The organism is Acidovorax sp. LjRoot66 (assembly GCF_964253305.1).
Taxonomy (GTDB): Bacteria; Pseudomonadota; Gammaproteobacteria; order Burkholderiales; family Burkholderiaceae_C; genus Acidovorax.
This window is the reverse complement of the sequence record NZ_CAXUQU020000001.1, coordinates 6,001,214-6,027,921: the sequence shown is the minus strand read 5'-3', so window position 1 is coordinate 6,027,921 and position 26,708 is coordinate 6,001,214. Positions and strand designations below refer to the sequence as shown.

General features: G+C 68.4%; 27 protein-coding genes. 13 read left to right on the top strand and 14 right to left on the bottom strand.

The window, feature by feature from the left end:
* Nucleotides 1–80: 80 nt before the first annotated feature.
* Together ACSQ3Y_RS28165 and ACSQ3Y_RS28160 are read left to right on the top strand one after the other, a co-directional pair.
* Complete coding sequence (locus ACSQ3Y_RS28165) at nt 81–1,889, top strand: sensor histidine kinase (RefSeq protein WP_436179556.1); 1,809 nt, start codon at nt 81–83, stop codon at nt 1,887–1,889.
* Nucleotides 1,873–3,261: a sigma-54-dependent transcriptional regulator gene (locus tag ACSQ3Y_RS28160; RefSeq protein WP_436179555.1), complete on the top strand. Its 1,389-nt coding sequence runs from the start codon at nt 1,873–1,875 to the stop codon at nt 3,259–3,261. Before ACSQ3Y_RS28165 ends, ACSQ3Y_RS28160 begins: the two co-directional genes overlap by 17 nt.
* Here ACSQ3Y_RS28160 and ACSQ3Y_RS28155 read toward each other — a convergent pair.
* Complete coding sequence (locus tag ACSQ3Y_RS28155) at nt 3,258–4,163, bottom strand: LysR substrate-binding domain-containing protein (protein WP_436179554.1); 906 nt, start codon at nt 4,161–4,163, stop codon at nt 3,258–3,260. The two genes, ACSQ3Y_RS28160 and ACSQ3Y_RS28155, sit on opposite strands and share 4 nt — an antisense overlap.
* 107 nt (nt 4,164–4,270) lie before the next feature.
* Between ACSQ3Y_RS28155 and ACSQ3Y_RS28150 the strand changes: the two genes are divergently transcribed.
* Both ACSQ3Y_RS28150 and ACSQ3Y_RS28145 read left to right on the top strand, forming a co-directional pair.
* Entirely contained in the window at nt 4,271–5,533 is a 1,263-nt protein-coding gene (locus ACSQ3Y_RS28150; protein ID WP_436179553.1) for an SGNH/GDSL hydrolase family protein, read from the top strand.
* Between the two features lie 76 nt (nt 5,534–5,609).
* Nucleotides 5,610–5,831, top strand: a complete 222-nt coding sequence (locus ACSQ3Y_RS28145; protein ID WP_322596870.1) for a DUF7661 family protein — start codon at nt 5,610–5,612, stop codon at nt 5,829–5,831.
* A gap of 43 nt (nt 5,832–5,874) precedes the next feature.
* On the opposite strand, the gene ACSQ3Y_RS28140 is transcribed toward ACSQ3Y_RS28145, so the two are convergent.
* Both ACSQ3Y_RS28140 and ftsY read right to left on the bottom strand, forming a co-directional pair.
* Nucleotides 5,875–7,743 (bottom strand): diguanylate cyclase domain-containing protein, encoded by a 1,869-nt coding sequence (locus tag ACSQ3Y_RS28140; RefSeq protein WP_436179552.1) that lies wholly within the window; start codon nt 7,741–7,743, stop codon nt 5,875–5,877.
* Nucleotides 7,744–7,841: 98 nt separating this feature from the next.
* Nucleotides 7,842–9,251, bottom strand: a complete 1,410-nt coding sequence (ftsY, locus tag ACSQ3Y_RS28135; protein WP_436179551.1) for a signal recognition particle-docking protein FtsY — start codon at nt 9,249–9,251, stop codon at nt 7,842–7,844.
* 27 nt (nt 9,252–9,278) lie between these two features.
* Between ftsY and ACSQ3Y_RS28130 the strand changes: the two genes are divergently transcribed.
* From ACSQ3Y_RS28130 to coaD, 4 genes are all read left to right on the top strand, one after another.
* A complete protein-coding gene (locus tag ACSQ3Y_RS28130; RefSeq protein WP_428003708.1) occupies nt 9,279–10,760 on the top strand; it encodes a M16 family metallopeptidase in 1,482 nt (493 codons plus the stop codon).
* Nucleotides 10,761–10,779: 19 nt separating this feature from the next.
* Nucleotides 10,780–12,123, top strand: coding sequence for a M16 family metallopeptidase (locus tag ACSQ3Y_RS28125; protein WP_057268007.1), 1,344 nt, complete (start codon nt 10,780–10,782; stop codon nt 12,121–12,123).
* Nucleotides 12,120–12,845 carry a 16S rRNA (guanine(966)-N(2))-methyltransferase RsmD gene (gene rsmD / locus ACSQ3Y_RS28120; protein WP_057268008.1) on the top strand — a complete coding sequence of 242 codons (726 nt, stop codon included), beginning with the start codon at nt 12,120–12,122 and terminating at the stop codon, nt 12,843–12,845. Before ACSQ3Y_RS28125 ends, rsmD begins: the two co-directional genes overlap by 4 nt.
* Nucleotides 12,846–13,255: 410 nt before the next feature.
* The gene (gene coaD, locus ACSQ3Y_RS28115) at nt 13,256–13,759 is read left to right on the top strand and encodes a pantetheine-phosphate adenylyltransferase (protein ID WP_057201858.1); all 504 of its coding nucleotides are present in this window, start codon (nt 13,256–13,258) and stop codon (nt 13,757–13,759) included.
* A 4-nt stretch (nt 13,760–13,763) separates the two neighbouring features.
* Here the strand turns inward: coaD and ACSQ3Y_RS28110 are convergent, their stop codons facing one another.
* From ACSQ3Y_RS28110 to ACSQ3Y_RS28085, 6 genes are all read right to left on the bottom strand, one after another.
* The gene (locus ACSQ3Y_RS28110) at nt 13,764–14,507 is read right to left on the bottom strand and encodes an alpha/beta fold hydrolase (protein ID WP_436179550.1); all 744 of its coding nucleotides are present in this window, start codon (nt 14,505–14,507) and stop codon (nt 13,764–13,766) included.
* A 64-nt stretch (nt 14,508–14,571) separates the two neighbouring features.
* Nucleotides 14,572–15,699 carry a zinc-binding metallopeptidase family protein gene (locus ACSQ3Y_RS28105; RefSeq protein ID WP_057201859.1) on the bottom strand — a complete coding sequence of 376 codons (1,128 nt, stop codon included), beginning with the start codon at nt 15,697–15,699 and terminating at the stop codon, nt 14,572–14,574.
* A gap of 166 nt (nt 15,700–15,865) precedes the next feature.
* Nucleotides 15,866–16,183 (bottom strand): BON domain-containing protein, encoded by a 318-nt coding sequence (locus ACSQ3Y_RS28100; protein ID WP_057201860.1) that lies wholly within the window; start codon nt 16,181–16,183, stop codon nt 15,866–15,868.
* Between the two features lie 170 nt (nt 16,184–16,353).
* Nucleotides 16,354–16,743 carry a DUF883 family protein gene (locus ACSQ3Y_RS28095; protein ID WP_057201861.1) on the bottom strand — a complete coding sequence of 130 codons (390 nt, stop codon included), beginning with the start codon at nt 16,741–16,743 and terminating at the stop codon, nt 16,354–16,356.
* Between the two features lie 54 nt (nt 16,744–16,797).
* Nucleotides 16,798–16,962, bottom strand: coding sequence for a DUF1328 domain-containing protein (locus tag ACSQ3Y_RS28090; RefSeq protein WP_082604153.1), 165 nt, complete (start codon nt 16,960–16,962; stop codon nt 16,798–16,800).
* 279 nt (nt 16,963–17,241) lie between these two features.
* On the bottom strand, nt 17,242–18,615 hold the full coding sequence (locus ACSQ3Y_RS28085; RefSeq protein ID WP_057201862.1) for a sensor histidine kinase: 1,374 nt from the start codon (nt 18,613–18,615) through the stop codon (nt 17,242–17,244).
* Nucleotides 18,616–18,738: 123 nt separating this feature from the next.
* Between ACSQ3Y_RS28085 and ACSQ3Y_RS28080 the strand changes: the two genes are divergently transcribed.
* Nucleotides 18,739–19,371, top strand: a complete 633-nt coding sequence (locus ACSQ3Y_RS28080) for a response regulator (RefSeq protein WP_057201863.1) — start codon at nt 18,739–18,741, stop codon at nt 19,369–19,371.
* Nucleotides 19,372–19,486: 115 nt separating this feature from the next.
* Here the strand turns inward: ACSQ3Y_RS28080 and ACSQ3Y_RS28075 are convergent, their stop codons facing one another.
* The 4 genes from ACSQ3Y_RS28075 to gpmA all read right to left on the bottom strand — a co-directional run bounded on the left by ACSQ3Y_RS28075 (nt 19,487) and on the right by gpmA (nt 23,208).
* Nucleotides 19,487–19,903: a response regulator gene (locus ACSQ3Y_RS28075; protein ID WP_057201864.1), complete on the bottom strand. Its 417-nt coding sequence runs from the start codon at nt 19,901–19,903 to the stop codon at nt 19,487–19,489.
* A 111-nt stretch (nt 19,904–20,014) separates the two neighbouring features.
* Entirely contained in the window at nt 20,015–20,764 is a 750-nt protein-coding gene (locus tag ACSQ3Y_RS28070) for a HesA/MoeB/ThiF family protein (protein WP_436179549.1), read from the bottom strand.
* Nucleotides 20,765–20,899: 135 nt separating this feature from the next.
* Nucleotides 20,900–22,336 (bottom strand): S41 family peptidase, encoded by a 1,437-nt coding sequence (locus ACSQ3Y_RS28065; protein ID WP_057201866.1) that lies wholly within the window; start codon nt 22,334–22,336, stop codon nt 20,900–20,902.
* Between the two features lie 128 nt (nt 22,337–22,464).
* Complete coding sequence (gpmA, locus tag ACSQ3Y_RS28060) at nt 22,465–23,208, bottom strand: 2,3-diphosphoglycerate-dependent phosphoglycerate mutase (protein ID WP_057268010.1); 744 nt, start codon at nt 23,206–23,208, stop codon at nt 22,465–22,467.
* 72 nt (nt 23,209–23,280) lie between these two features.
* On the opposite strand from gpmA, the gene ACSQ3Y_RS28055 reads away from it, so the two are divergent.
* The 4 genes from ACSQ3Y_RS28055 to ACSQ3Y_RS28040 all read left to right on the top strand — a co-directional run bounded on the left by ACSQ3Y_RS28055 (nt 23,281) and on the right by ACSQ3Y_RS28040 (nt 25,673).
* Nucleotides 23,281–23,688: a rhodanese-like domain-containing protein gene (locus ACSQ3Y_RS28055; RefSeq protein ID WP_057201868.1), complete on the top strand. Its 408-nt coding sequence runs from the start codon at nt 23,281–23,283 to the stop codon at nt 23,686–23,688.
* A gap of 77 nt (nt 23,689–23,765) precedes the next feature.
* Complete coding sequence (grxC, locus tag ACSQ3Y_RS28050) at nt 23,766–24,026, top strand: glutaredoxin 3 (RefSeq protein ID WP_057202502.1); 261 nt, start codon at nt 23,766–23,768, stop codon at nt 24,024–24,026.
* Between the two features lie 122 nt (nt 24,027–24,148).
* Nucleotides 24,149–24,607 carry a protein-export chaperone SecB gene (gene secB, locus ACSQ3Y_RS28045; protein WP_057201869.1) on the top strand — a complete coding sequence of 153 codons (459 nt, stop codon included), beginning with the start codon at nt 24,149–24,151 and terminating at the stop codon, nt 24,605–24,607.
* Between the two features lie 55 nt (nt 24,608–24,662).
* Entirely contained in the window at nt 24,663–25,673 is a 1,011-nt protein-coding gene (locus ACSQ3Y_RS28040) for an NAD(P)H-dependent glycerol-3-phosphate dehydrogenase (protein ID WP_057268012.1), read from the top strand.
* On the opposite strand, the gene ACSQ3Y_RS28035 is transcribed toward ACSQ3Y_RS28040, so the two are convergent.
* Nucleotides 25,674–26,363, bottom strand: a complete 690-nt coding sequence (locus ACSQ3Y_RS28035) for an N-acyl amino acid synthase FeeM domain-containing protein (protein WP_436179548.1) — start codon at nt 26,361–26,363, stop codon at nt 25,674–25,676. It abuts the gene before it with no gap.
* Between the last annotated feature and the right edge of the window lie 345 nt (nt 26,364–26,708).

The window sequence follows — 26,708 nt, the reverse complement described above, 5'->3', positions numbered from 1 at the left end:
ACTTCGTTTACAGTGCGCGCAGGCTGTGTTGTCAACGCTGGCAACAGGTCACCACCCACGCCGGCACCGCTTTTCATCCCATGCTCATCCGCGCCGTCCTCGGCTTCTCCATCGTCGAAACCCTGGCCCTGGCCGGCATGCTGCTGTGGTGGGCCGACCGGGTGGCCGGGGCCCGGCTGCTGGCCGCCTTTTTGAGCGGCATTGCCCTGTGGATGGCGGGCAACGAGCTGCCCAACTGGCTGGGGCCAGGCAGCGGCGACATCGCCATGGCGATGATCGGCTTCTCGCCGTTGACGTCGGCCTTCTTCTTTCACTTCTGCGTGGTGTTCTGCGGTGTGCGGCTGCCGCGCTGGGGCGTGGTGGCGGCGTACCTGCTGGGGGGGGCGGCCACCCTGGCCGTGCAGTTGATGACGCCGGGCGAGCTGGTCTGGCGTGAGCACGTGGGTCTCATCGCCATCGCCAACACCGTGGGCATGGTCGCCAGCATGGCCTGGGTGCTGCTGGGCCTGGGCGGCATCGCCGTGCTGCTGACAGCGCTGGCACGCGCCCGGCGGCCGGCCTTCAACCAGATCGCGGCGGTCACCGCGTCCTGCCTGTGGGGTGTGGGCTGCCTGTCGGGCTACGGCATCGTGGTGCTGGATTGGCCGCTCTATCCCTTCCCCCTGCTGGGCCTGCCGCTCTACCCGGTGATCCTGGTCTACGGCATCCTGCGCTATGGCGTCTTCGTGTCCAACGCCTGGGCGCGCCGCGCACTGGCCTGGGCCCTGCTGCTGGCGCTGGGGGCCGTGGTGGTGGCGCTGACGCCGCTGTTGCCCATCGAGTCGCGCTGGATCGGCGGCTTCGTGGTGGCCATCAGCTGCATCGCGCTCAATGGGCCGGTGCGCCAGTTCGCCGAGCGCTTGGTGTACCCGGGCGGCGCGGTCTCGGCCGGCGACCTGCAAGCCTGGCGCCAGGCGCTGCAATCGGCCGACAGCATGGCGGCGCTGGAAAGCGAAGCCAGCACCCTGCTCAGCCGCCGCACGGGCACCGAGGTACGGGTGCTGCTGGGCGCCGAGGGCGTGCAGCCCCCGGCGGCCGTGCCCTGCCTGCTGGGCGCGCCGTCCAGCCAGGGTTGGACCATCACGCTGCACGGCTGGGAGGCCGCGCCCCCTGGGCCGCGGCGCGTGGCCGAGCTTTTCGGCACGGTGGTGGCCGATGCCGCCGAGCGCGTGGCCCAGGGCGAGCAGATCGCCGCGCGCGAACGCGAGCGCCAGCTGCAGGCGCGCCTGGCCGAGCTGGGCTCGCTGGCCGCCACCGTGGCGCACGACATCCGCAACCCGCTGAACATCATCGCCATGGCGGTGGCCACGGCCTCGCCCGAGGTGCGCCGCGAAGTGGCCGGCCAGGTGGGCCGCATCGCCCACCTGAGCAGCGACCTGCTGGACTACGCCAAGCCCTGGAAGCTGGTGCCCCAGCGCTACGACCTGGCGGCCCAGGTGCGCGCCGCCGCCGGCCGACTGCCGCACTGCACGCTGGGGGCCGCGCTGCAGGCGCCGCTGCTGATCGACGGCGACCCGCGGCGCGTGGAGCAGGCACTGACCAACCTGCTGGAAAACGCGCGCGCCGCATCCGGTGCCGACACCCCGGTCGCCGTGCACATCGACGCCGAGCAGCGCGCCGATGCCGTGCTGCTGCATGTCTGCGACGACGGCCAGGGCGTGCCCGAGGAAATCCGCCACCGGCTGTTCGAGCCCTTCGCCTCGCGCAGCTCCGGTGGCACCGGCCTGGGCCTGGCCATCGTGGCGCGCACCCTGGCCGCCCATGGGGGCTCGGTGGCGCTCACACAGCGGCCGCCGTGGACCACCTGCTTCACTCTGACCTTCCCCCTCAAAGATGCAAACCCCTCCTGACGCTGCAGACCGTGGCCGCATCCTGCTGGTCGACGACGAGCCGGCCTTCCAGCGCCTGGGCGCCAACTTTTTGCGCGGGTTGGGCCACGAGGTGGTGGTCGCCGGCGACGCCGAGCAGGCCCTGGCCGCCTTCGCCACGCAACCGGCGCCCGATCTGGTGCTGCTGGACCTGGCCATGCCCCCATCGATGGACCCCGAGGCCGGGCTGGCGCTGGTGCCCCGCTTCGCGCGGGTGCCGGTGATCGTCTGGTCCGGCCACGGCGACCACGAGCTGGCCCTGCGCGCGGCCGAACTGGGCGCCTGGGACTTCCTGACCAAGCCCATCGACCCGGACATGCTGCGATTCGTCATTGCACGCGCCATGCGCAAGGCCAAGCTCGACGCCGAGCTGCGCAGCCTGCGCGCGGCGCAGGCCGGCGACGACGACATGGGCCTGGCCGGCCAGGCGCATGCCACCGTGCAGCTGCGCGCCATGGTGCGGCGCGTGGGGCCTACGCGGGTCAGCGTGCTGGTGCTGGGGCCCACCGGCAGCGGCAAGGAGCTGGTGGCGCGCGCCCTGCACGCCAGCAGTCCGCAGTCGGCCAGCGCCTTTGTCGCCATCCACTGCGGCGCGCTGTCGGCCGAGCTGCTGGAGAGCGAGCTCTTCGGCCACCTCAAGGGCAGCTTCACCGGGGCCTACCGCGACCAGCCGGGCCTGGTCGAGGTGGCCCATGGCGGCACCCTGTTCCTGGACGAGGTGGGCGAAATGCCCCCGCCCATGCAGGTCAAGCTGCTGCGCTTTTTGCAGGAGGGCACTTTCGTGCCCGTGGGCGGGCGCAGCCAGAAGAAGGCCGAGGTGCGCGTGGTGGCCGCCACCCACCGCGACCTGGAGGCCATGGTGCGCGACGGCAGCTTTCGCGAAGACCTGTACTACCGCCTCAAGGGCGTGGTGCTGCGCACCCCCGCGCTCAGCGAGCGGCCGGCCGACGTGCCGCTGCTGGCCACCCGCTTCTTGCACCGCGTGGCGCCCCGTGCCGGCCTGTCGGGCGATGCCCTGGCCTGGCTGGCAGCGCGCGAGTGGCCGGGCAATGTGCGCGAGCTCAAGGCCCTGGTCGAGGCCGCGGGTGCGCTGCTGCTCAAGGACCAGAGCGAGGTCGATGCACCGCTGCTGCGGCTGGCCGCAGGCGAGGCGGACGAGGACCACGGCGCCACCGAATCCGCCGCGCCGCTGGAAGGCTTGGGGCCGCTCGATGCAGCGCTGGCCGAGCTGGAGCGCCGGTTGGTCCGCGATGCCCTCCAGTCGGCCGGCGGCAACCAGTCCGAAGCCGCGCGGCGCCTGGGCATCTCGCGCGTGGGCTTGATCAAGAAGCTGGCGCGGTTGGGACTTCGTTAGGGCGCAGCCTTGGCCTTGCCCGGCAACCGCGCCACGCGCTCGGCCAGAAACTCCACCATCACCCGCACGCGCTGCGGCTGGTAGGGGCGGGCCGCGTAGAGCAGGTGCGCCTGCTGCGCCGGGCCCGTGTACTTGGGCAGCACGCGCACCAGGCGACCGTCGGCCAGCAGTTCGGCCACCATCCAGGTGGGCTGCAGCGAGATGCCGGCGCCGGCCAGCACGCTCTCGAGCAGGGCCACGGCGTTGTTCACGCGATAGCGGCTGTGCACCGGCACGCTCACGGTGCCGGCAGGGCCTTGCAGCAGCACACCGTCGTCACCCGCCGCATAGCGCAGGTAGTCGTGCGCCGGCAGGTCCTGCGGCTGGCGCGGCTTGCCGCGTGCTGCCAGGTAGGCGGGCGAGGCCACCAGCACGCGCGGCCAGGTGCCCAGGTGGCGGGCGGTCAGGTCCGGCGGCAGGGGGCCGCCCAGGCGCAGTGAGACGTCGATGCGCTCCTCCAGCGGGTGGATGAAGCGGTCGTCCAGCACCAGCTCCAGCGCGATGTCGGGGTAGGTGGCGAGGAACTCGCTGGCCATGGCGTTGAGCCGGCACTGGCCCAGCGCCACCGGCGCGCTCACGCGCAGCAGGCCCCGGGGCTGCGTGCTGCGCTGGCGCACGTCGGCCACCGCCTCGTCGTAGCCCTCCAGCGTGCGCCGCGCATGCTCGTGAAAGCGCTGGCCTTCTTCCGTCAGGCTCAGCCCCGCCGGGGCGCGGCGCAGTAGGCGCACGCCCAGCGACTGCTCCAGCCCGGCCACCAGCTTGCTCACAGTGGGCTGGGTGGTGTCCATGGCGCGCGCCGCGCCCGAGAGGCTGCCCAGCTCCACGCTGTAAACGAAGGCCGCGAGCGCGCGCAGGGTGTCCATGGGTATTCCGAAATCGAATGAATGGCATGCCATTTTGCCGTCTGTTCATGGATTGTGGAATGCAAGACAGTGGGCCCTTCTTTCAGCCCCCACGAGGATCGTCCGACATGAACAAGCCCCGGAATCTCACCGCGCACCTGCGCCGCGCCGCTCTGGCGCTGGCCATGGCTGCTGCCGCGCTCCCCGCCGCCGCAGCCGCCGAACACTGGAGCCCGAGCTGGATGGCCGCCACCCAGCCCCTGTGGGGTGGCGACTTCGTGTTGCCGCTGGGCCTGCCCCTGCGGTACCAGCAGCACACCATCCGCCAGGTGGCGCGCTTGAGCGTGGGCGGCACGCAGCTGCGCGTGGTGCTCAGCAACGAGGGCAGCACCGTGCCGCTGCACATCGGCGCGGCCCGCGTGGCAAGGCATGCCCGGGGATCGGCCACCGTGCCGGGCACGGACCGCCCGCTGCTCTTCGGCGGCCAGGCCGCCACCACGCTGCCGCCTGGTGCCCGCTGGGTAAGCGACCCGGTGGACCTGCCCCTGCCCGCGCTGGCCGAGGTCGCCGTGTCGCTGTACCTGCCCCGGCCCAGCCAGCCCGCAGGCTTTCACTTCGATGCGCGGCAGACGGCCTATGTGGCCAATGGCGACCACACCGCCGCCCTGCAGTTGCCCGCATCGGCCACCGAATGGAGCACCCGCGCCTACGTGAGCGGCTTGCTGGTGCAGGCGGCAACGCCGCCGGTAGCCGTGGTCGTGCTGGGCGACTCCCTCACCGATGGCAACGGCGCCACGCCCGGCGCCCACGCGCGCTGGCCCGATGTGCTGGCCGAGCGCCTGGCGGGGCAGGGCGTGGCCGTGCTCAACGCCGGCATCTCCGGCGGCCGGCTGCTGCGTGACGGCATGGGCCGCGCGGGACTCACGCGGGCCGCGCAGGACGTGTTCGGCCAGCCCGGCGTGCGCGCCCTCATCGTGCTGCTGGGCACCAACGACATCGGCTGGCCCGGCGGCCCCTTCGCACCTGGGGAGCCTGCGCTGCGCGCCGAGGAACTGGTGCAGGGCTACCGCCAGCTCATCGCCATGGCCCGCGCACACAACGTGCGCGTGGTGGCCGGCACCATCCCGCCGTTCGGCGATGCGTTGGCCGGCACGCCGCTGGCCGGCCACTACTCGCCCGAAAAGGACGCCGTGCGCCAGGCGGTGAACCGCTGGATCCGCGAGGGCGGCGCCTTCGATGCGTTGGTGGACTTCGATGCGCTGCTGCGCGACCCGGCCCGCCCCTCGCACCTGCGCGCGGCCTTGGACTCGGGGGACCATCTGCACCCGGGCGATGCGGGTTACCGGGCCATGGCCCAGGCCATCGACCTGGAGGCGCTGCTGGGCTGGTGAGGGTTGCCCCACCAAGAACCTGCTACAACCCCCGGACGGCCTGCGTTCTGGTCGCGGCGTTTTTCTGGAGGAGCCGATGTCCCACCACCCCCGCTTCAACGTCTTCGGCCGCATCGTCGAAGTGCAGCGCCAGGGCGCGCAGTGGCAGTCCTATCTGATCGGCACGGACGGCAAGCGCGCACCGGCCGGCTGGGTGGTGCCAGATTTCATCGAGGCGGACGAGCTGGCCCAGTACCTGGCCGACCTGTTCCATGAAAGCGCCATGCCGCACAACGGCGAGGTGCATCGGATCAGCTAGTCCACCGAAGCCGAGAAATCGGCTGTGGGACTTGGGTGCGGGATCACCCTGCGTCGGCGAGGTACACGTACAGCCGGTTGCGCCCCATGGTCTTGGCCTGGTACATCGCGTTGTCGGCCTGGCGCAGCACCTCGTCCACCGTCTGGGTGTGGCCGGAAACCAGGCTCACCCCGATGCTGGCTTCGCAGTGGTAGGGCTCGTCTGCAAGCGCGTACGGTTCGCGCAGCGCTGCCAGCATGTTCTCGCCCACCGCCCGTGCCTTGGCCGTGGCCTCGGGGGCTTCCTTGCCCAGGTTCTGTAGCAGCACGACGAACTCGTCCCCGCCCAGGCGTGCCACGGTGTCCTGCTCGCGCACGCAGGTGCGCAGGCGGGTGGCCACCTCGCGCAGCAGCAGGTCGCCCATGGCGTGGCCCCGACTGTCGTTCAGGGCCTTGAAGTGGTCCAGGTCGACGAACAGGGCGGCGGCGATCTGGCCGCTGCGGCTGCTGGCGGCCATCACCTGCTCCAGGCGGTCGGTCAGCAGGCGCCGGTTGGGCAACTGGGTGAGGGTGTCGTAGAGGGCCAGGTGGCGCGCCTCTTCCTCGGCGGCCTTGCGCCGGGAGATGTCGATGTCGATGCAGAACATCTCTGGCTCCTGGCCTGGCACGTGCACATAGGCGTGGCTCGAAAACACGTCCACCGGTGAACCATCCTTGCGTTGCAGGCGCAGCTCGCCCGCGGGGATGGGCTCGCCCGAGCTGAACATGTGCGCGACATGGGCCGTCACGGCATCGTGCATGGGCGCGGGGATGATCAGCTCCAGCAGGTTCCTGCCCAGGGCCTCCTGTTCGGTGTAGCCGTACAGTTCTTCCGAGGCCTTGTTCCAGTACGTGGTGGTGCCGTCGGCCCGGTAGCCCTGCACCGACACCGAGGGGATGCCCAGCAGCAGCGAGCGAAAGCGCAGCTCCGATTCGTGCAGCGCCTGCTGCGCCTGCCAGCGCTCGGTGATGTCGCGCGCCAGAAAGAGGGCGGCTGCCTGGCCATCCACCTTCGTGCCCAGGGGCTGCGCCCGCCCTTCGAAGTACCGAATGCCCGATGCGGTGTACACCGTGTACTCGAGCTTGCGCGGCACGCCCGCAGCCAGCGTGTCCTGCAGCAGCTGCACCAGCCGCTGCGCCTCACTCGAGGGCAGTACATCGTGCATGCGCTGCCCGACACGCTGGGGGGCCCCCGCAGCATGCACGCCGTCGTTGCGCGAGAACAGCTCCATGCAGCGGCCCTTGCTGTCGAGCACCATCAGTGCATCGGGAATCGCCAGGGTGATGGCCCGCAGGCGGGCAGCACTGCCGGCCAGGGCGAAGTCGGTGGCCTGGCGCTGCTCCACGTCGCGCAGCAGCACACCCAGCAGGGCGGTGGCGACCGGAAAGATCATCAGGTAGGGAACGGCGACGGTGTCGTTGATGCGCGCCGCCACCTCGGCCGGCAGCCCCTGGAACAGCCCCACCACGGCCAGGTGCAGCAGCACGCCAAAGACCAGCAGGGGCCAGATGCCCACGCCCAGGTGCCAGCGGTGGCGCGCATAGCGGTAGGCCAGGCCGGCGGCCACGCAGGTGGTGATGGTCAGCACCCCGATGAAGGCCCCTGCGCCGCCCAGCCACAGCCGCCAGCCGGCCGCCATGGCCCCGGCCACCAGGGCCACTGTGGTGCCGCCGAACAGGCCCGCCATGCACAGCACCACTGAGCGTGCATCGATGATGACGCCCGGGGCAATGGTCAGGGGCGAGAGCATGCCCACGATGCAGATGCCGCCAAACAGCAAGCCCGAGAAAGCTTTGCCCACCCGTGGCTGCCTGCGCCACAGCCGCAGGTTGGCCCCGTGCAGAAAGCATAGGGCGAGCAGCAGGGCTGCGCCTTTGACCAGTTCGACGAACAAGGAACCTCCCCGTAGCCTGTGGCGACGTTCCATCATGTGGCAATTGCTGCCAGCGGTAAATGCAAATTTGGTGGGGTTTACGCCTCCCGGCGCCCCGATCAGGTCAGCAGCGCCTGGGCGAACTCGCGCGCGTTAAAGGTTTCGAGGTCTTCGAGCTTCTCGCCCACGCCGATGAAGTACACGGGAATCGGGCGCTCCTGCGCGATGGCGGCCAGCACCCCGCCCTTGGCGGTGCCGTCGAGCTTGGTGACGATGAGGCCGGTGAGCTGCAGCGCATCGTCGAAGGCGCGCACCTGGGCCAGGGCGTTCTGGCCGGTGTTGCCGTCGATCACCAGCAGCACCTCGTGTGGGGCGGTGGCGTCGGCCTTGGTCACCACGCGGCGGATCTTCTTGAGCTCTTCCATCAGGTGCAGCTGCGTGGGCAGGCGCCCGGCGGTATCGACCAGCACCACATCCTTGCCGCGGGCCTTGCCTGCCGTGACGGCGTCAAAGCTCACGGCGGCGGGATCGCCCCCCTCCTGGCTGACGATCTCCACGGTGTTGCGGTCGGCCCAGACGCCGAGCTGCTCGCGCGCCGCTGCGCGGAAGGTGTCGGCCGCCGCCAGCAGCACCGCCGCGCCTTCGCCAGACAGGTGCCTGGTCAGTTTGCCGATGGACGTGGTCTTGCCCGCGCCGTTGACCCCCGCCACCATGATCACGGTGGGCGTGTACTGGCCGATGACCAGCGCTTTTTCCAGCGGGCGCAGCAGATCGGCCAGGGCGTCGGCCAGCAGGCCCTTGACCAGGGCCGGGTCGGTGGTTTTGCTGTCCTTGACGCGGCGCTTGAGGTCGGCCAGCAGGTGCTGCGTGGCCTTGACGCCGGTGTCGGCCATGAGCAGGGCCTCTTCGAGCTCCTCGTACAGCGCATCGTCGATCTGCGTGCCGGTGAACACCGTGGCGATGCTGCTGCCGGTCTTGCGCAGGCCGAGCTTGAGCCGGTCGAGCCAGCCCTTGCGCTCGGCCACTACGGGGGCAGCAGGCACCGGGGCCACCACGGGCGGCGGTGCGGGAATCGGCACCGGGGGGGGCACCACCGGTGCAGAGGCCGCCACAGGTGCCGCAACCGGGCGCGGCGCGGTGGAGGGCACCCAGGCGACAGGTGCTGCCGGCGTGGGGGCTGGCGTGGACGGCGGCACAGCCGTGGCGGGCGCCGGCGCAATGGTGACAGGCGGTGTCCAGGGTGCGGGTGCCCCAGGCACTGGCGCTGCCAAGGGGGCAGTGGCCGGGGCGGGTACGGCAGGTGCCGGGGCGATCGGCGGCGCTGGCGCGGGCTCCGCCTTCCCGCCAAAGGGATTGCGCAGCCAGCCCAGGCCGGGTATGGCCGGTGCGGGCGCTGGGGCCGAGGCCGGTTGCGGCGCAGGAGGCTCGGGCTGGGCCACGGGTGCAAAGACTCCGGGCGCGGCCGCAGATGAGGGCTCATCGGCAGGGGCGGGCGAGGTGGGGGGCTTTTTCTTGAAAAAACTGAACATTGGCGGGTTCTTAGAATCAGCCATTCTATGAAACGCGCTTTCACCCTACTGGGCCTGCTGGCCTGCCTCGGCGCCGGAGCCACCACCACCGTGGTTTCTCCGGGTTCCCATCCATCGTCTGCAGCGGGCGGGGCCGTCGTGGCGCCGCCGGGGCCGGGAGGTGCCGGGCCGCGTGCCACGGCCTCCGGCGCGCAGCAATTCACGCTGGCCAACGGCATGCAGCTCATCGTGCAGCCCGACCACCGGGCTCCCACGGCGGTGCACATGGTCTGGGTGCGGGTGGGCTCCATCGACGAGGTGGACGGCACCTCCGGCGTGGCCCATGCCCTGGAGCACATGATGTTCAAGGGGTCGAAGAAGGTGCCGCCCGGCGACTTCTCGCGCCGCGTGGCGGCCCTGGGCGGGCGCGAGAACGCCTTTACCAGCCGTGACTACACGGGCTACTACCAGCAGATCCCGGCCAACCGGCTGGAGGACGTGATGCGCCTCGAATCCGACCGTTTCGCCAATAACCAGTGGCCCGACGCCGAGTTCAAGAAGGAAATCGAGGTCATCAAGGAGGAGCGCCGCATGCGCACCGAGGACCAGCCCCACGCCGTGCTGGCCGAGCAGCTGTTTGCCGCCACCTTCAACGCCTCGCCCTACCGCCGGCCCATCATCGGCTGGATGAGCGACCTCGACTCCATGACACCCGGCGACGTGCGCGCCTTCCACCGCCAGTGGTACACGCCCACGAATGCGGTGGTGGTGGTCGCGGGCGACGTGGACCCTGCCAAGGTCCGCGCCCTGGCCGAAAAATACTACGGCAAGCTGCCCACGCACGCGCTGCCCGAGCGCAAGCCGCGCACCGAGCCCGAGCAGAAAGGCATGCGCCGGCTGGAGGTGAAGGCCCCCGCCGAGCAGGCCTACGTGGCCCTGGCGTTTCGCGTGCCGGGCCTCTCCCGTGTGGAGAACCTGCAGGAATCCGACCGCGACGCGCTGTCGCTGATGGTGCTGTCGGCGGTGCTCAGCGGCTACGACGGGGCGCGCCTCGAACGGGCCCTGAGCCAGGGCGACAAGCGCGTGGCCGACAGCGCCGACAGCTCTGCCATGCTCACCGGGCGCGGTCCCTCGCTGTTCATGCTGACCGGGGTGCCGGCCGACGGCAAGACCGCCCGGCAGGTCGAGGACGGCCTGCGCGCCGAAGTGGCGCGCCTGGCCAGCGAAGGCGTGAGCGAGGCCGAACTGGCGCGCGTGAAGACGCAGTGGATCGCCTCCACCGTGTACGAGCGCGATTCGGTGCACAGCCAGGCCCAGGAGCTGGGCGGCAACTGGATACAGGGCTACCCGCTCGACGTGCAGGAGCGCCTGCTGGAGCTGCTGCGCACGGTGACGCCGGCCCAGGTGCAGGCCGTGGCCGCCAAGTACTTCGGCGACGATCAGCTGACCGTGGCGACGCTGCTGCCCCAGCCGCTGGCCGCCAATGCCCGTCCCCGCCCGGCCATCGCCCCCGGCGCTGCCGTTCATTGAGAAAGCTGGGTCCCCTTCCATGATCAAGTTCAAGAAATTCGCGGCCAGCGCCTTGCTGGCCAGCACCTGCGCACTGCTCGCCAGCCCGGCCTGGGCGCTGCTGCCCATCCAGCAATGGACCGAGGCCAACGGCGCCCGGGTGTGGCTGGTCGAAAGCCCGGTCATCCCCATGGTGGACGTGCAGATCGACTTCGACGCCGGCAGCCGCCGCGACCCGGCCGGCCAGTCCGGCCTGGCCAGCGCCACGGCCTCCATGGCCTCCAAGGGCGTGAAGGCGCAGGGCGCCGAGCCCGCCCTGGACGAGAACGCCCTGGGCGAGGCCTGGGCCGACCTGGGCGCCAGCTTCGGGGCCGGTGCCGACAACGATGCCACGCACTATTCGCTGCGTTCGCTGACCGACCCGCCGCTGCTGGACAAGGCCGCGCGCCTGGCCGCACGCCAGATCGCCGAGCCCAGCTGGCCCGCCGACATCTGGGAGCGCGACCGCGCCCGCTGGAGCGCGAGCATCAAGGAGTCGAACACGCGCCCCGCCACCGTGGCCGAGAACGCCTTCGGCGCGGCGGTGTACGGCAGCCACCCGTATGGCGTGCGCACGACGGAAGAGACGCTGTCGCGCATCACCGTGCCGGACATGCAGGCCTTCCATGCCAGCGCCATCGAGGCCTGCCGCGCCAAGGTGAGCATCGTCGGCGCTGTGACGCGGGCCCAGGCGCAGACGCTGGTGGCCACGCTGCTGTCGCGCCTGCCTGCATCGGCGTCCTGCGCACCTCTGCCTGCCGTGGGTGAGATTGCTGCGCTGACCGCACCGGTGGAGAAGACCATCCCCTTCGCCTCCGCACAGGCGCACGTGCTGATCGGGCAACCCGGCTTTCCGCGCCGCGACCCCGATTTCATCGCACTGCTGGTGGGCAACCACATCCTGGGCGGTGGCGGCTTCGTCTCGCGCCTGACCAACGAGGTGCGTGAAAAGCGCGGCCTGAGCTACAGCGTGTACAGCTACTTCGCGGGCGGCCTGCACTCCGGGGCCTTCACCATCGGCCTGCAGACGCGGCCCGACCAGGCGGCCCAGGCTGTGAAGGTCTCGCGCGACGTGCTCGCCCGCTTCGTGGCCGATGGCCCCACCGCAGCCGAGCTGCGCGCCGCCAAGGACAACCTGATCGGCGGCTTCGCGCTGCGCATCGACAGCAACAAGAAACTCTTGGGCAATGTGGCCAACATCGCCTGGAACGACCTGCCGCTCGACTACCTGGACCGCTGGACCGAGCGCGTTGACGCCCTCACCGTGGCCGACATCCGCGCCGCCATGCAGCGCAAGCTGCAGCCTGAGCGCATGGTGACCGTGGTGGTGGGAGGCAAGCCATGAGCCGCTCCATACTGCGCACAGGCGCCATCAGCGCAGAGATCCGCAAGGCCCAGGCCGCAGCCGCTGTCGCGCCCACGGCCAAGAACGCCAAGCAAGGCGCTGCCACCAAGGACAAGGCAGCCGCTGCGGCTGCGCCCAAGGGTGCGGGCGAAATCCGCATCATTGGCGGGCAATGGAAGCGCACCCGCCTGCCGGTGGCCCAGCGCCCGGGCCTGCGGCCCACGCCCGACCGGGTGCGCGAGACCCTGTTCAACTGGCTGGGCCAGGACCTGACGGGCTGGCGCTGCCTGGATGCTTTTGCCGGCACCGGCGCCCTGGGCCTGGAGGCCGCCTCGCGCGGCGCGGCGGCCGTGCAACTGGTGGAGAGCGATGCCGCGCTGGTGGCGCAACTGCACACCCTGCAGCAGCGCCTGGAGGCCAGGGCCGTGCGCGTGCAGCGCGGCGACGGCATTGCCGCGCTGCGCCAGGCCGCCCCCGGCAGCCTGGACCTAGTGCTGATCGACCCGCCTTTCGACAGCAAGCTGTTCGAATCGGCGCTGGAGGCGGCTGGCAAAGCCGTGGCCGCCAGCGGCTACGTGTACCTGGAGGCCCCGGTCGCCTGGACCGATGAAGGCCTGGCCGCCAGCGGCCTGGTGGTCTACCGCCACCTCAAGGCCGGTGCGGTGCACGCCCACCTGCTGCGGCCCGTGGGCGCCGCGGCTGTGCCTGGAGAGGCCGGCTGAGCTTCGTTCGCGCTGGCGCGCGCCTTGATGTGTCAACTGGTGGGGCGAGAGCCTGGCTACAGCCTTTTCGGCGCTGCGCATGTGCCTTGCCGGGATGGGATGCTAGGCGCGGTGCGCAGCCAATAGCGCGGCTATTGGCAAGCGCCGCAACGCCGCAGACCGCCCGGCAAGGCACTTGCCCGAAGGGTCGGGGCGAAATCGGCGATTGAACGCTCCGGCTGTTTGAACGAGCGTAGCCCATGCGGCGCACCCGCAGCATCCACCCCTCCCGATTTCGCTCCGACGCAGCGCCGAAAAGGCTGTAGCCAGGCTCCATGTTGCAGTGCACTGCATAATGCGCCCAAGCGGCCCGGCAGGCCCACAAGAGGCCGGGGCCAGTGCCAATTCCGCCGTACAGGAGACAACCCGCCATGGCCCAGAACGTGCTCGCCGTCTATCCCGGAACCTTTGACCCCATCACCCTGGGCCATGAAGACGTGGTGCGCAGAGCCACCCAGCTGTTCGAACGCGTCATCGTCGCCGTGGCGGCCGGCCACCACAAGAAGACCTTGTTCAGCCTGGAAGAGCGCATCGACATGGTGCGCGAGGCGGTCAAGGGCTACCCCCAGGTGCAGGTGGAGAGTTTCTCGGGCCTGCTGCGCGATTTCGTCGTGTCGCGGGGCGGCAAGGCCATGGTGCGCGGCCTGCGCGCCGTGACCGACTTCGACTACGAATTCCAGCTCGCCGGCATGAACCGCAGCCTGATGCCCCAGGTGGAAACCGTGTTCCTGACCCCCAGCGACAAGTACCAGTTCATCAGCAGCACCTTTGTGCGCGAAATCGCGGTGCTGGGCGGCGAGGTGACCAAGTTCGTCTCGCCCTCGGTGCAGGAGCGCCTGGCGGTGAAGGTGCGCAGCCTGGCGCCCCAGACCTGAGGGGTCAGCCCGTCCAGCCGCCGCGCTGCAGCCACTGGGTGAGCAGCGTGTTGACCACCTCGGGCCGCTCCATGGTCAGCATGTGGCCGCAGTCGGCCACCACCTCGAATTCGGCGCCAGGGACCAGGCCCGCGATCTCCTCGGAGCAGACCAGCGGCGTGAGCTGGTCCGCTTCGCCGCAGACCACCAGCACGGGGCATTTCACCTGGGGAAGGTGCAGGCGGGCGTCCGGGCGCACGATGACAGCGCGGTTCTGGCGCACCAGTTGCTCGGCGCCTGCGCGCAACACGAAATCCAGGTAGTCCTGCACCAGGTCGGCCCGCGCCGCGCCGCTGGGGTGAAAGGCGAAGGCCACGTTGGGCTCGATCACCTCGCGCACGCGCCCCTGCTCGAACAGCGCGATGGCCGCTTCGCGCAGCGCCTGCATCTCGGGGGTCTCCGGTCGGGCGCTGGTGCCCAACAGGGCCAGCCCGACCACGCGGCCCGGTGCCTGCCGGGCTGCTTCCATGGCGATCATGCCGCCCATCGAGGCGCCGCACAGCAGCAGGGGGCCGGGGTATTGCGCGAGCAACAGGGCCGCCATGGCCTGCACGGTCGTGGCCTCGGGCCGGGTGTGCACTTCGGTGATCTCCGGGCGCAAGGCCGCTGGCAGTACCGCGCGCTGAAAGCGCCACATGGTCGCGTCGCCCGCCAAGCCTGGAATCAGCAGCAGTTGCGGAGCAGGGCTGGGAGGCGGATTGGTCGTCATGGCAGTCATCGTCGTCGGGGTCGTCATCATCAGGGACAGCGCAGGGGCGGGGCCTTCCTGCCGCTCACCCCACTGCGCTGGTGGCCGGGTGGGCTGGCGCGTTGCTGCTGCCGCTGGACTGTGCTCCCTGCACGATGTCGTGCACGAAGCGCAGCTTGACCATGGCCCCGGAAGACAGGGCAAACGGGTAGGCATCGTCCTGCCCGAGGCTGCGGTTGAGGCTGTTGAGCAGCAAGGTCAGCGGCACCCATTGGCGCACCATGTCGTGAAAGTCCGGGTGGTTGGCCACGAACGGGTCGGTCACATGGTGGCGCATGGCCATGTGCGGGTCGGGCACGGTCACTGCGGTCTGGTAGCTGGCAGCGGTTTCCAGCAGGTCCACCATGTGCAGGTAGTGGGCCCAGGTTTCGGCCCAGTCTTCCCATGGGTGGGCGGCGGCATAGGCGCTGACATGGTTCAGGAACCAGTCGTTGCCATTGCTGCCCTTGGCATAGTGCGCATCGAGCGCGGCGGCGTAGTCCTGCCGCTCGTCACCGAACACTGCGCGGAACGCGTCCAGCCGGTGGCCATCGCGCACCAGCTGGTCCCAGTAGAAATGGCCGGACTCATGGCGCAGGTGGCCGATCAGGGTGCGGTAAGGTTCGCCCAGCGCGATGCGCCGGCGTGCACGCTCGTCGTCATCGGCTTCGGCCACGTTGAGGGTGATGGTGCCGCCCTGGTGGCCGGTGAGGATGGCGGGCCCCCCCAGCATATCGGCCAGGAACTCGAACACCGGCCCGTAGCGGCCTGGGGCCGGCTCCAACCCCAGGCGGGCGAGGGTGTAGAACAGCTGGCGCTTGGCGCCCTCGATCTGTTTCCAGCGGCGCAGGTTGGCCATGTCCGACAGATCAGGCAGCAGGCGCGTCTGCCGGCACGACACGCACAGCTGGGCATAGTCGTTGGACGGCACGGCGAAGTTGCATGCGTCGTAGGTGGTGTGGTTGTGGCACATGCGGTACAGCCGGCCGCTGTACTGCGCTGTACCCCGCTCACCCAGGCGCCGCCACAGGTCCGGGCCATCCTGGGGGGCCGGCGTCAGCGCCGCCATCGTCTGCTGGTCGGGCAGAAAGGCCAGCGCGCTGCCACAGTGCAGGCATTGCACGCTATCGAAAAACACCAGATGACCGCAGTGGTCGCAATTGAATACCCGCATGGGCTGAGCTTAAACCCAGACGCCGTGCGACAGTGGACTCAATGGAGGGTCTTCCATGCAAATGGGGCTCCAAGCCATGCCGCAATGGCAAAAGCAGGCCCGGCGGTGAAGCCGGAGCCTGCTTTTGGGCCATCAGCGGTTTTCACCGGCCGATGGCGGGCGTCGTTCAGGGACGAACGACGATGCTGTTGCGCACTTCGCGCACATGCTTGGTGTTGCGGGCAATGTTTTCAGCCTGGTTCTTCTCGGAGGCGGACTTGGCGAAGCCCGACAGCTGTACCGTGCCGTTGAGCGTTTCCACGCTGATCGAGGTGGCGGAAACGGACTTGTCTTCAGCCATCTTGGCCTTCACGGCGGTGGTGATGCCTGCGTCATCGACGTAGGAGCCCACAGTTTGCTGGTCGCGTGCCACCGAGCAGCCCGTGGCGGTGACGATGGTGAGGCCGGCAACTGCGGCAAAGGCGAGGGCACGTGCGTATTTCATGGTTTTTCCTTCTTCAGTGGTATTGGGAACGCGGGTGCTTTGGCAATTTCAATCAACCGGTCTTTTGCACCCTCCATGACCGGCTGACTGTAGGTTCTGGAACACTGGCCTGTGGCCCCTGTCCCAGTAAATTTCGGGTTCGTCGGCGGTTGCTTGCCCGCCGGCTGGATTCAATAGCTGCGGCGGCGCGATGCCCACAGGATCAGGCTGGCGGTCAGGGCCCCCACGCCGGCAGCGATGACGATCGACTTGCCGGGCTGCTCGGCCACGTACTTGCTGGTCGCATCGGCCACGTCCTGCACCTGGCGGCGGGCGCGGGCGCTGGCTTCGGCCGCGTAGTCGATGCTGCGGCTGGCCAGTTCCTGGGCGCGTGCGGCCAGATCGTCGATGGCAGGGTCGGCTTCCCGGCGCAGCGCACGGACCTTGCTTTCTGCCTTGTCCAGTGATCCATTGGCGAGGTTGCGCGTGCTTTGCACTGCATCCTGGGCGCTTTGCAGCACGTCGTCGGTCAGGGTGCGGGCGCTTTCGGCAACCTTGTTGGTGGCGGATTGGATGGTCATTGGTTCACTCCTTGGTGTAGACGATGGGATGGTCGGCAAGCTGGGAGGGGGCTTTCAGCCCCTTCGCAGCAGGCCCACGACGAAGGTGACAACGGCCATGATCACGAACACGAAGAACAGGATCTTGGCGATACCCACGGCACCTGCGGCAATGCCGCCGAAGCCGAAGAGGGCTGCGATCAGTGCGATGACCAGAAAAACGACGGCGTAGTGCAGCATGTGCTTCTCCATTGGGGCCGGACATCCGGCGAGAGGTTCAGTCAGCGCCTTTCGTTGGCGCCTGACTCCAATGTAGGTGGCCGGTGTCGGGCAGGATGCCGGTGGCCGGCGCGCCGTTTTGTCGGTGGCTGGACGCCCGCCTTGTAGGACAGCGGCTTGCTGGATGGAGCCGGGCGGGTCGTGGGCTGGCGAACCGGGGGATTGCCCTTTCCCCAGTCCTGCTGTTGCGGCAGGGGAAAAGGCTTTCAGGACGGGGCAGGTGCGCCTGCTGCGCGCCGGTCAGGCGGGGCTGTGCTGCAGCGGCAGAATGGCCGAGACCAGCGCGCCATTGCCAGGCCGCGAGGTGATGGTCAGGCGCCCGCCGGCCGCCTCCACGCGGTGGCGCATGCCGGCCAGGCCATGGGAGGACGGGCTCACGCTGGCCGGGTCGAACCCCTGGCCATCGTCGCGCACCTGCACGGCCACGTGCTTGGGGTGGCTGTGCACAGAGACCAGCACCTTCTGCGCCTTGGCGTATTTGCCGATGTTGGTGAGCGATTCCTGCACCAGCCGGTAGACGGTCAGTTGTGTGGTGTCTGGCAGCTGCACGGGCTCCAGGCTGGTTTCCACCTCGATGCCGGCGCGTTCGCCGTACTCGCGCGCAAGGATCTCGATGGCGGCCGTCAGCCCCAGGTTGGACAGCGACGAGGGGCGCAGGTCTTCGATGATGCGGCGCTTGAGCGCAATGCCGCTGTTGAGTGTCTCGGTCAGGTGGCGCAGGCGCTCGGCGATCTCGGGCACCTGGATGTCGATCTTGGATTTGAGGCGCGCCACGTCGAGCTTGGCCGCCGTGAGCAGGGCGCCCAGTTCGTCGTGCAGTTCGCGCGCCAGGTGCCCCCGTTCGTCTTCGCGCACCTGCTGCAGGTGGCTGGCCAGCTCGGACAGCGTGGCCGTGCGCTCGCGCACCAGGCCTTCGAGCCGGTCGCGCTCGCGCTCCAGCAGCAGTTGCTCGCGCAGGCTGAACTGCTGCAGCGCGGTGGCCTGGCGCAGGTACATGAAGAACGCCAGCAGCCCGATGGCGGTGACGGTGGCGATGCCGATGCGCGAGAGCATCAGCGAGCGCAGCACCTGCGCCTGCCCCTGCTTGACAACGACCGCGCTGCGGTCGATGAGGGCCTGTGCATGCTTGCGGATGGCCTCCATGTTCTCCATGCCCACGTCGGTGTGCAGGATGAACTTCCAGGCATCTTCGTTGCCCTGGCGGCGCAGTTTGAGGCTGAGCTCCATCTCGGCGAGCTTGCGCGAGATCTGGCGCGACAGCAGCGACAGCTCCTGCATGTCGTCGGGCGAGTCGAGGAACTGGTTGCGCAGGTTGTCGAGGTCCTGCTGCACGCTGGCCAGCGCCTTGTCGTAGGGTTCGAGGTAGCGGTCGTTGCCGGTGAGCAGGTAGCCACGCTGCCCGGTCTCGGCATCGAGCATGCTCTGCAGCAGCCGGTTCAAGGCCCCGTGCGTCACCTGGCCATGGGCCATCTGCGTGACGGCGCCCTGCGATCGCATGTGGCCGACCTCGTTGATCCCCACCAGCACCATGGCCGCGAGCAGTGCCATCGGCAGGCTCAGGGCCATTTTGCGGACTTTGGGAAGCAAGTCCTTGGAGATCTCATGCAAATTCATATGCGTTATTCTGGATAATGTCCACAGACCAGCTGACGGCGCTGCCAAATGGCGGGTGATCTGAACGCAGGTGCATTCAACAAAAATTGGGAGGGGCAAGCCTTCTCCCCGAAAGAACGCTCAATGATCAAGATCGGCATTGTGGATGACCATGCAATTGTTCGCTCCGGACTTCGCCAGTTCCTGTCCGAGCACGTGGACCTGCGCGTGGAAGGCGAGGCCTCCAACGGCCGCGAAGCCATCGACCTGGTGCGCACCCACGAAATCGACGTGCTGCTGATGGATCTGTCCATGCCCGGCCAGAGCGGCCTGGATGCGCTGGCCATGCTGCGCGCCAAGGCGCCCGACATGGGTATTTTGATCCTCAGCGGCTACCCGGAGGAGCATTACGCCATCAATCTCATCCGCCAGGGGGCCAGCGGCTACCTGAACAAGGAATGCGACCCCTCCGAGATCGTGGAAGCCATCCGCATCATCGCCCTGGGCAAACGCTACCTCACGCCCGCCGTGGCGGACCTGCTGGCCCAGCAGCTCAACCGCAAGGACGACGCCCCGCCGCACGAGCAGTTGTCGGAGCGCGAGTTCCAGGTGTTCCTCAAGCTGGCCAAGGGCGAGACGGCCGGTGACATCGCCAAGTCGCTGTCGCTGAGCGTGAAGACGGTAAGCACCTACCGCACGCGCCTGATGGAAAAGATGAGCCTGTCGTCCAACAGCGACCTGACCTACTACGCGCTCAAGAACCGCCTGATCGATTGAGCGCAAGGCCACCTGGCTGCAAGGGGGCCGCAGCTTCCGCGCCGCCCTTGCCCTGCCCAGGCAGGCGCGCTTCTTCATCAAGGCTAGAGTGCGTGCTGGCGGTGCGCCAGCGCGCTCAAGGCGTGCCGCGCACGGGCGTGCGGGCGTCGGGGGAGGGGTGTACGCTGCCATGCTCTATGCAGTAGTCCACCAGGGCATCGATTTCGTTGGATTTGTCGAACACCGCATCCACGCCCAGTTGGGCGCAGCGCATGCGGATGTCGGGGGTGGCATAGTTGCTCAGCACCACCATCTTCTGGTGGGGCCTGCGGTCGCGGCAGGCGGCCAGCACGCCCAGGCCACTGCCTTGGCGCAGGAACAGGTCCACGATGGCCAGGTCCCACTGCTCCTGGTGGCCGGTGAGCCAGCCCTTGCCTTCGTCTTCGGTTTCCGCCACCCCCACCGCCTCGACGGATGCCAGTTCTTCCAGAGTACCGATGAGGTTCTCGCGGATGGTGGCATTGTCTTCAACGATGTACGTGCGGAGTTTCACTACGGATCCAGGTGACGGTCGGTGCAGCCAAGCGTTGGCCCGGTTCTGAATTTAACCGAAGTGCCTCTTACATTCTGACAGCGGCCGCACGCAGGCCATGTAGGAGCGTTCCTACGGTGACGCACACACAACACATCCGGGTGCTCGCTCCACGTGCATGGCGCTCCATTCCATCGAGCGGCCGTCCAGCATCATCAGCCGCCCGGCCAGCGTGGTGCCCACTCCGGTGATCAGCTTCAGCGCCTCAGCCGCCTGCATGGTCCCGATGATGCCGACCAGGGGCGCGAACACCCCCATGAGCGCGCAGCTGACCTCCTCGAACTGCGCGTCCGGCGGGAAGATGCAGGCGTAGCAGGGTGCCTTGGCGTTGCGCGGGTCGATCACCGTGATCTGGCCATCGAAGCGGATCGCCGCCCCCGCCACCAGCGGCACGCCGTGGCGCACGCAGGCTGCGTTGACCGCATGGCGCGTGGCGTAGTTGTCGCTGCAGTCCAGCACCACGCTGGCGCCGGGCAGCAGTTCGTTGAGCAGGGCCGCATCGGCGCGGGCCTCGATGGGCCGGACCTGGACTTCGGGGTTGATGGCCGCCACCGCCTGCGCGGCCGACTGCACCTTGGGCGTGCCCACGCGCGCCGTGGTGTGGGCGATCTGGCGCTGCAGGTTGGTCAGGTCCACCGTGTCGTCGTCTACCAGCGTGATGCGGGCCACGCCAGCGGAGCCCAGGTACAGCGCCGCAGGCGAGCCCAGCCCCCCGGCGCCGATGATGATGGCATGGGCGGCCAGCACGCGCTCCTGCCCCTCGATGCCGATCTCGTCGAGCAGGATGTGGCGCGAATAGCGCAGGAGTTGGTCGTCGGTCATGGGGCGAGGTTGGGTGCTGCAGGTCGGGCTGCGATTGTGGGGGAGATTGCCTGCGCACGATGGCAGGCGTGAAAAAGGCCGGACTCCCTGGGGAGGCCGGCCTTGTGCGGGTTTGGGCTGCGCTCAGCGAAGAGCTCAGTTTTCCTTCTTGTCTTCCTTGCGCTCGGTCAGCGTCTTGCTGACCAGCACGGGGCGGCCCTTGAGCTGGTTCAGGGCCTGCACGAGCTGGAAGTCCTTGTCGGTGCCGAACTCGGGCGCCTTGCGGTCGGCGGCAGGCTTCTTGGCCTCTTCTTCCAGGCGTTTGCGGGCTTCTTCGCGGGCCTTTTCACGGGCGGCGTCCTTCTTTTCTTCGCCCTGGCCGCTGCCCAGGTGCTTGTCCAGGTCGGCTTCGCGCATGCGCAGGGCGGCGAACACGTTGCCTTCCTCGGACTCGTCGATCATCACGTCGGGCACGATGCCCTTGGCCTGGATCGACTTGCCGCTCGGCGTGTAGTAGCGCGCCGTGGTCAGCTTGATGCCCGTGTCCGGGCCCAGGGGGCGCACGGTCTGCACCGAGCCCTTGCCAAAGGTCTGGCTGCCCATGATGGTGGCACGTTTGTGGTCCTGCAGCGCGCCGGCCACGATTTCGCTGGCCGAGGCCGAGCCTTCATTCACCAGCACCACCATGGGCACCGACTTGATGGAGGCGGGCAGGCGGCGCAGCGGGTCGCCGCCGCTGCGGCGCTGGTAGTACTCGGGCGCTGCCTTGTAGGTAGACTTGCTTTCGGCCAACTGGCCGTTGGTGGTGACCACCGTGACGTTGTCGGGCAGGAAGGCGGCCGAGATGGCCACGGCCGCGTCGAGCAGGCCACCCGGGTCGTTGCGCAGGTCGAGCACCAGGCCCTTGATGTTGGGGTCCTGCTTGTACATCTCTTCCATCTTGCGCACGAAGTCGTCGACCGTGCGTTCCTGGAACTGCGACAGGCGGATCCACGCGTAGCCGGGTTCGATCACCTTGCCCTTGACGGACTGGGTCTTGATCTCTTCGCGCGTGATGGTCACCGGGAAGGTGCGGCTCTCGTCCTTGCGGAAGATGGTGAGCGTGACCTTGGTGTTGGGCTCGCCGCGCATGCGCTTGACGGCGTCGTTGAGCGCCAGGCCCTTCACGGCCGTTTCATCGATCTGGGTGATCAGGTCGTTGGGCTTGAGGCCAGCGCGGAACGCGGGCGAGCCTTCGATGGGGGAGACCACCTTGATGAGCCCATCCTCCTGCGTGATCTCGATGCCCACGCCGACGAAGCGGCCCGACGTACCTTCGCGGAATTCCTTGAAGGACTTCTTGTCGAAATACTGAGAGTGCGGGTCCAGGCTGGCCACCATGCCGGAGATGGCATCGGTGATGAGCTTCTTGTCGTCCACCGGCTCGACATAGTCGGTCTTGACCAGGCCGAACACGGCCGAGAGTTGCTGGATTTCTTCCAGAGGCAGTGGGGTCATGGCGCCGCGCGCGACGGTCTGCAATGACACCGTGGTGAGCGCTCCGGCCACCACGCCTACCGATACCCATCCTGCAATTTTGAGTTTTTGGCCCATAGAACACCTCTTGCCGCGTCAATATACACCTTGGAAGGGCCAAACCCGCCGCAGTTCCGCGCCGGGACTCGCTTTCAGGCGTTTTAAGGGTTTTATCAGCGGGCTTTACACCCGCTTCACGCCCTTTCTTACGCCTTGCCTTGCGAAGCGACTGCCGCAGCGGCCTTGGCCGCCGCTTCAGCGTCACCCAGATAGTAGTGGCGTATGGGCTTGAGGTCGGCATCGAGCTCGTATACCAGTGGAATCCCGTTGGGAATGTTCAGGCCCACGATCGCATCGTCCGAGATGTTGTCCAGGTACTTGACCAGGGCGCGGATCGAGTTGCCGTGCGCCGCCACCACCACGCGCTTGCCGCCCTGGATGGCCGGAGCGATGGATTCGCTCCAGAAGGGCAGCACGCGCGCCACGGTGTCCTTGAGGCATTCGGTCAGCGGCACCTGGCCGGCGTCCAGCCGCGCGTAGCGCACGTCGCTGCGCTCGCTGCGTGGGTCCGTGGCTTCCAGTGCTGGCGGGGGGGTGTCGTAGCTGCGGCGCCACACCAGCACCTGCGCGTCACCGTACTGCTTGGCCATGTCGGCCTTGTTCAGGCCCTGCAGGGCGCCGTAGTGGCGCTCGTTCAGGCGCCAGCTGTGCACCACGGGCAGCCAGGTGCGGTCCATCTCGTCCAGGGTGTGCCACAGCGTGCGCGTGGCGCGCTTGAGCACGCTGGTGTAGGCCACGTCGAACTCGTACCCCTCCGCCTTGAGCAGGCGGCCAGCGTTCTTGGCCTGGTCCACGCCGGTGGGGGTGAGGTCCACGTCGGTCCAGCCGGTAAAGCGGTTTTCCAGGTTCCAGGTGGATTCGCCGTGGCGGATCAGTACGAGTTTGTGCATGGTTTCCCTTGGAGAAGCGGGTCAAAACCATACATTCTAAAATTGCGCTGTTCGCCAACCCAAGGAATCCCCGTGAAATTCATTATCGACAACTGGTATCTGTTCTTCGTTGCACTGGCTTCGGGCGGCATGCTGATGTGGCCTTTGCTCAAGAACGCCAGTGGTGGCACGCTTTCGCCCGCTGGTGCCGTGCAGCTCATCAACCGCGAAAAGGCCGTCGTCATCGACGTCTGCGAGACCGAGGAATTCGCGGCCGGCCACGTGGGTGGTGCCAAGAACGTCCCCCTGAACCAGCTCGAAGAGCGCCTGCCGACCACGGTGAAGAACAAGGCCCTGCCGCTGGTGCTGGTATGCGCCACGGGCGCGCGCGCCAACCGCGCCGTGGGCATCGCCAAGAAGCTCGGCTACGAGAACGTCCAGGCCCTGGCCGGTGGCCTCAAGGCCTGGCGCGAAGCCAGCATGCCGGTTGAAAAGGTCTGAGAAGCCCCTAGATAAAAGGCATGGGCGCCTTGCGCCCCCCCGCCGCCGCAGCAGCCCCTCTACGAAAGATGCCCGCCATGCAACCCGTGAAGATGTACACCACCGCCGTCTGCCCCTACTGCATCCGTGCCAAGCAGATCCTCAAGTCCAAGGGCGTGGAGCAGATCGAGGAGATCCGCATCGACACCGACCCAGCGGCCCGCAACACCATGATGGAGATCACCGGGCGCCGTACCGTGCCCCAGATTTTCATTGGCGACACCCATGTCGGCGGCCACGATGACCTGGTGGCGCTGGATGGGCGCGGTGGCCTGATGCCATTGCTGGGTGCGCAGTGATCGTTTAGGCCCGTTCCCGGGCGCTGCATAATGCAGCCCCATGTGCCCGCTGCGGGAGCTCTTCCCCGGCGGGTTTTGTTTTGCCACACACGCTCGTTCTGAGCACAAGAGACTTGTCAACCATGGCCGACCAAGAGAACCCCGTTTTCCAGATCCAGCGCGTCTACCTCAAGGACATGTCGCTGGAACAACCGAACTCGCCCGGCATCCTGCTGGAGCAGGAACAACCCAGCGTGGACATCCAGCTGGGCGTGGAAGCCACTCCCGTGGCCGAAGGCATCTTCGAAGTGGCCGTGACCGCCACGGTGCAGACCAAGGTCAAAGACAAGACCGTGTTCCTGGTCGAAGCCAAGCAGGCCGGCATCTTCGAGATCCGCAACATTCCTGAAGACCAGATGGGCGCCATCATGGGCATCGCCTGCCCGCAGATCGTGTACCCCTACCTGCGCGGCAACGTGGCCGATCTGATCAACCGCGCCGGCTTCCCGCCTGTGCACCTGGCCGAAATCAACTTCCAGGCCATGTTCGAACAGCAACAGGCTGCGGCTGCGGGCAATCCGTCGCCCATCATCACGCAGTAAGCGTGGTTCGCGGGGACGCAGCATGCCGTCCCCGCCGCTTGATCTCCCTATCGCGATGAAAATCCTTGTTCTGGGCGCTGGCGCCTGGGGCTCTGCCGTGGCCATGAGCGCCGCGCAGCACCCTGCCGGCCATGCCGTCACGTTGTGGGCGCGCGACGCCGCGCAACTGGCCGGCATGCAGGCGGGCCGCGAGAATGCGCGCTACCTTCCCGGTATGGCCTTTCCCCCCACGCTGGCGCTGGCCGGCGGGGACTTTGCCGCGCCCGCAGGCGCGGCCGATCTGGTCATTGTGGCCACGCCCATGTCGGCCCTGCGTGGCATGCTGCAGGCGCTGCGCGACTGCGCGGCACCCGTGGCCTGGCTGTGCAAGGGCTTTGAATCGGTGGCTGGCGACGCGCCTGGCCGTTTCGGCCTGCTGGCCCACGAGGTGCGGGCCGAGGTCGCACCCCAGCTCAAGGCCGGGGCCCTGAGTGGCCCCAGCTTCGCCCAGGAAGTCGCCCGAGGCCAGCCCACGGCCCTGGTGGCGGCCAGCGAGCACGCCAGCGTGCGCGATGCCCTGGTGGATGCATTCCACAGCCCCAGCGTGCGCGTCTATGCCAACGAGGACATCGTGGGCGTGGAAGTCGGCGGGGCAGTGAAGAACGTGCTGTCCATCGCCACCGGCCTGTGCGATGGGCTGGAACTGGGCCTGAATGCCCGCGCTGCGCTCATCACGCGCGGCCTGGCCGAGATGACGCGGCTGGGCCTGGCGCTGGGCGCGCGGGCCGATACCTTCATGGGCCTGTCGGGCCTGGGTGACCTCGTGCTGACCGCCACAGGCGATCTTTCGCGCAATCGCCGCGTGGGCCTGCTGCTGGCGCAGGGACAGACGCTTGCGCAGGCCGTGGAATCGCTCGGCCATGTGGCCGAAGGCGTCTACAGCGCACGTACGGTGGCGCAGCGCGCCCGGTTGCTGGGGGTGGACATGCCCATCACCGATGCCGTGGTGGCCCTGCTCGATGGCCGGCTGCAGCCTGCAGAGGCGGTCGCGCAGCTCATGGGCCGCGGCCCGCGCGAAGAAATTTGATCAATTGCCCGCCGAGAGGCGGCGCAGCAGCCCCTCCTCGTCATCGGGGTGGAAGAAATAGGGATAGAAACTGCGCTCCTGCGCCGACAGGCCGGGCCGGCCGCCGAACTGGTCGATCAGGCGGCGCCCCTTGTTGCCATCCATGTGCAGCAGCACGGCCGGGGCGCCCACGCGCTGGCACAGGCGCGCCGATCCCACCGGGTCGAAGCGCAGCATGCGCATGTAGAACGGTGCATGGCGCGGGTTCACCTCGATCACGATATCGGTCGCCCGGCGTGCGCGGAAGGCCACGATGAAGGCGATGTGGAAGATGGCGCCCAGCACCTGCTTGGAGCGCACGCCCGGGTCCATGGCGAGCTTGCCGATCTCGCAGATGCGGGCGCCGCGCGCGCGCAACTCGCCGATGAATTCGGGAAACTGCTCTGCCGCAGCCAGGTCTCCGTCATCGACCCGCACGGAGATGGTGCCTGCGGGCTGACCATCGATCTGCACCACCAGGCTGCTCAGGTCGAAGTCGTGCGTCAGTGTGGCCTGCATTTTGTAGCCCCTGCTGGCGTACATGCGCGCCAAAAGGCCCTGGCCCTTGCGCGACAGGCGGATCTTGCAGGTCTTGGTCTCGGTAGTGCCCAGGCGGCTCAGGTACTCGCCCGGGTATTCCAGTTCGAAGATGGTCCGTTCGTCCACTTGCATGGCAGGCTCCTTGCGGTGTCTCCATGTACCTTGTCTGACGCGCCGAAAGGAGTGGACCAGGGCATGGAAGCAACCAGCGTAGCGGCGACGGGGGCCATCGGCAAACATTAAAACGCAGGTGGCGATCAATGGTGAAGTGGCCTGCGCAAACGGTGCTGCACAGCAAAAAAGCCGCATCCGCCCTTGGGAGGCGGATACGGCTTTGTGCGGTGGGCACGGTGCCCCGTGGGGCACGGGATCAAAGCACCCCGAACAGCATCAACAACAGGACGAGGGACAGTGGGACGCCGAGCAGCCAGAGAATGATGGGCATGGTGATCTCCTTGGAAACGGGTGGAAGTGGAT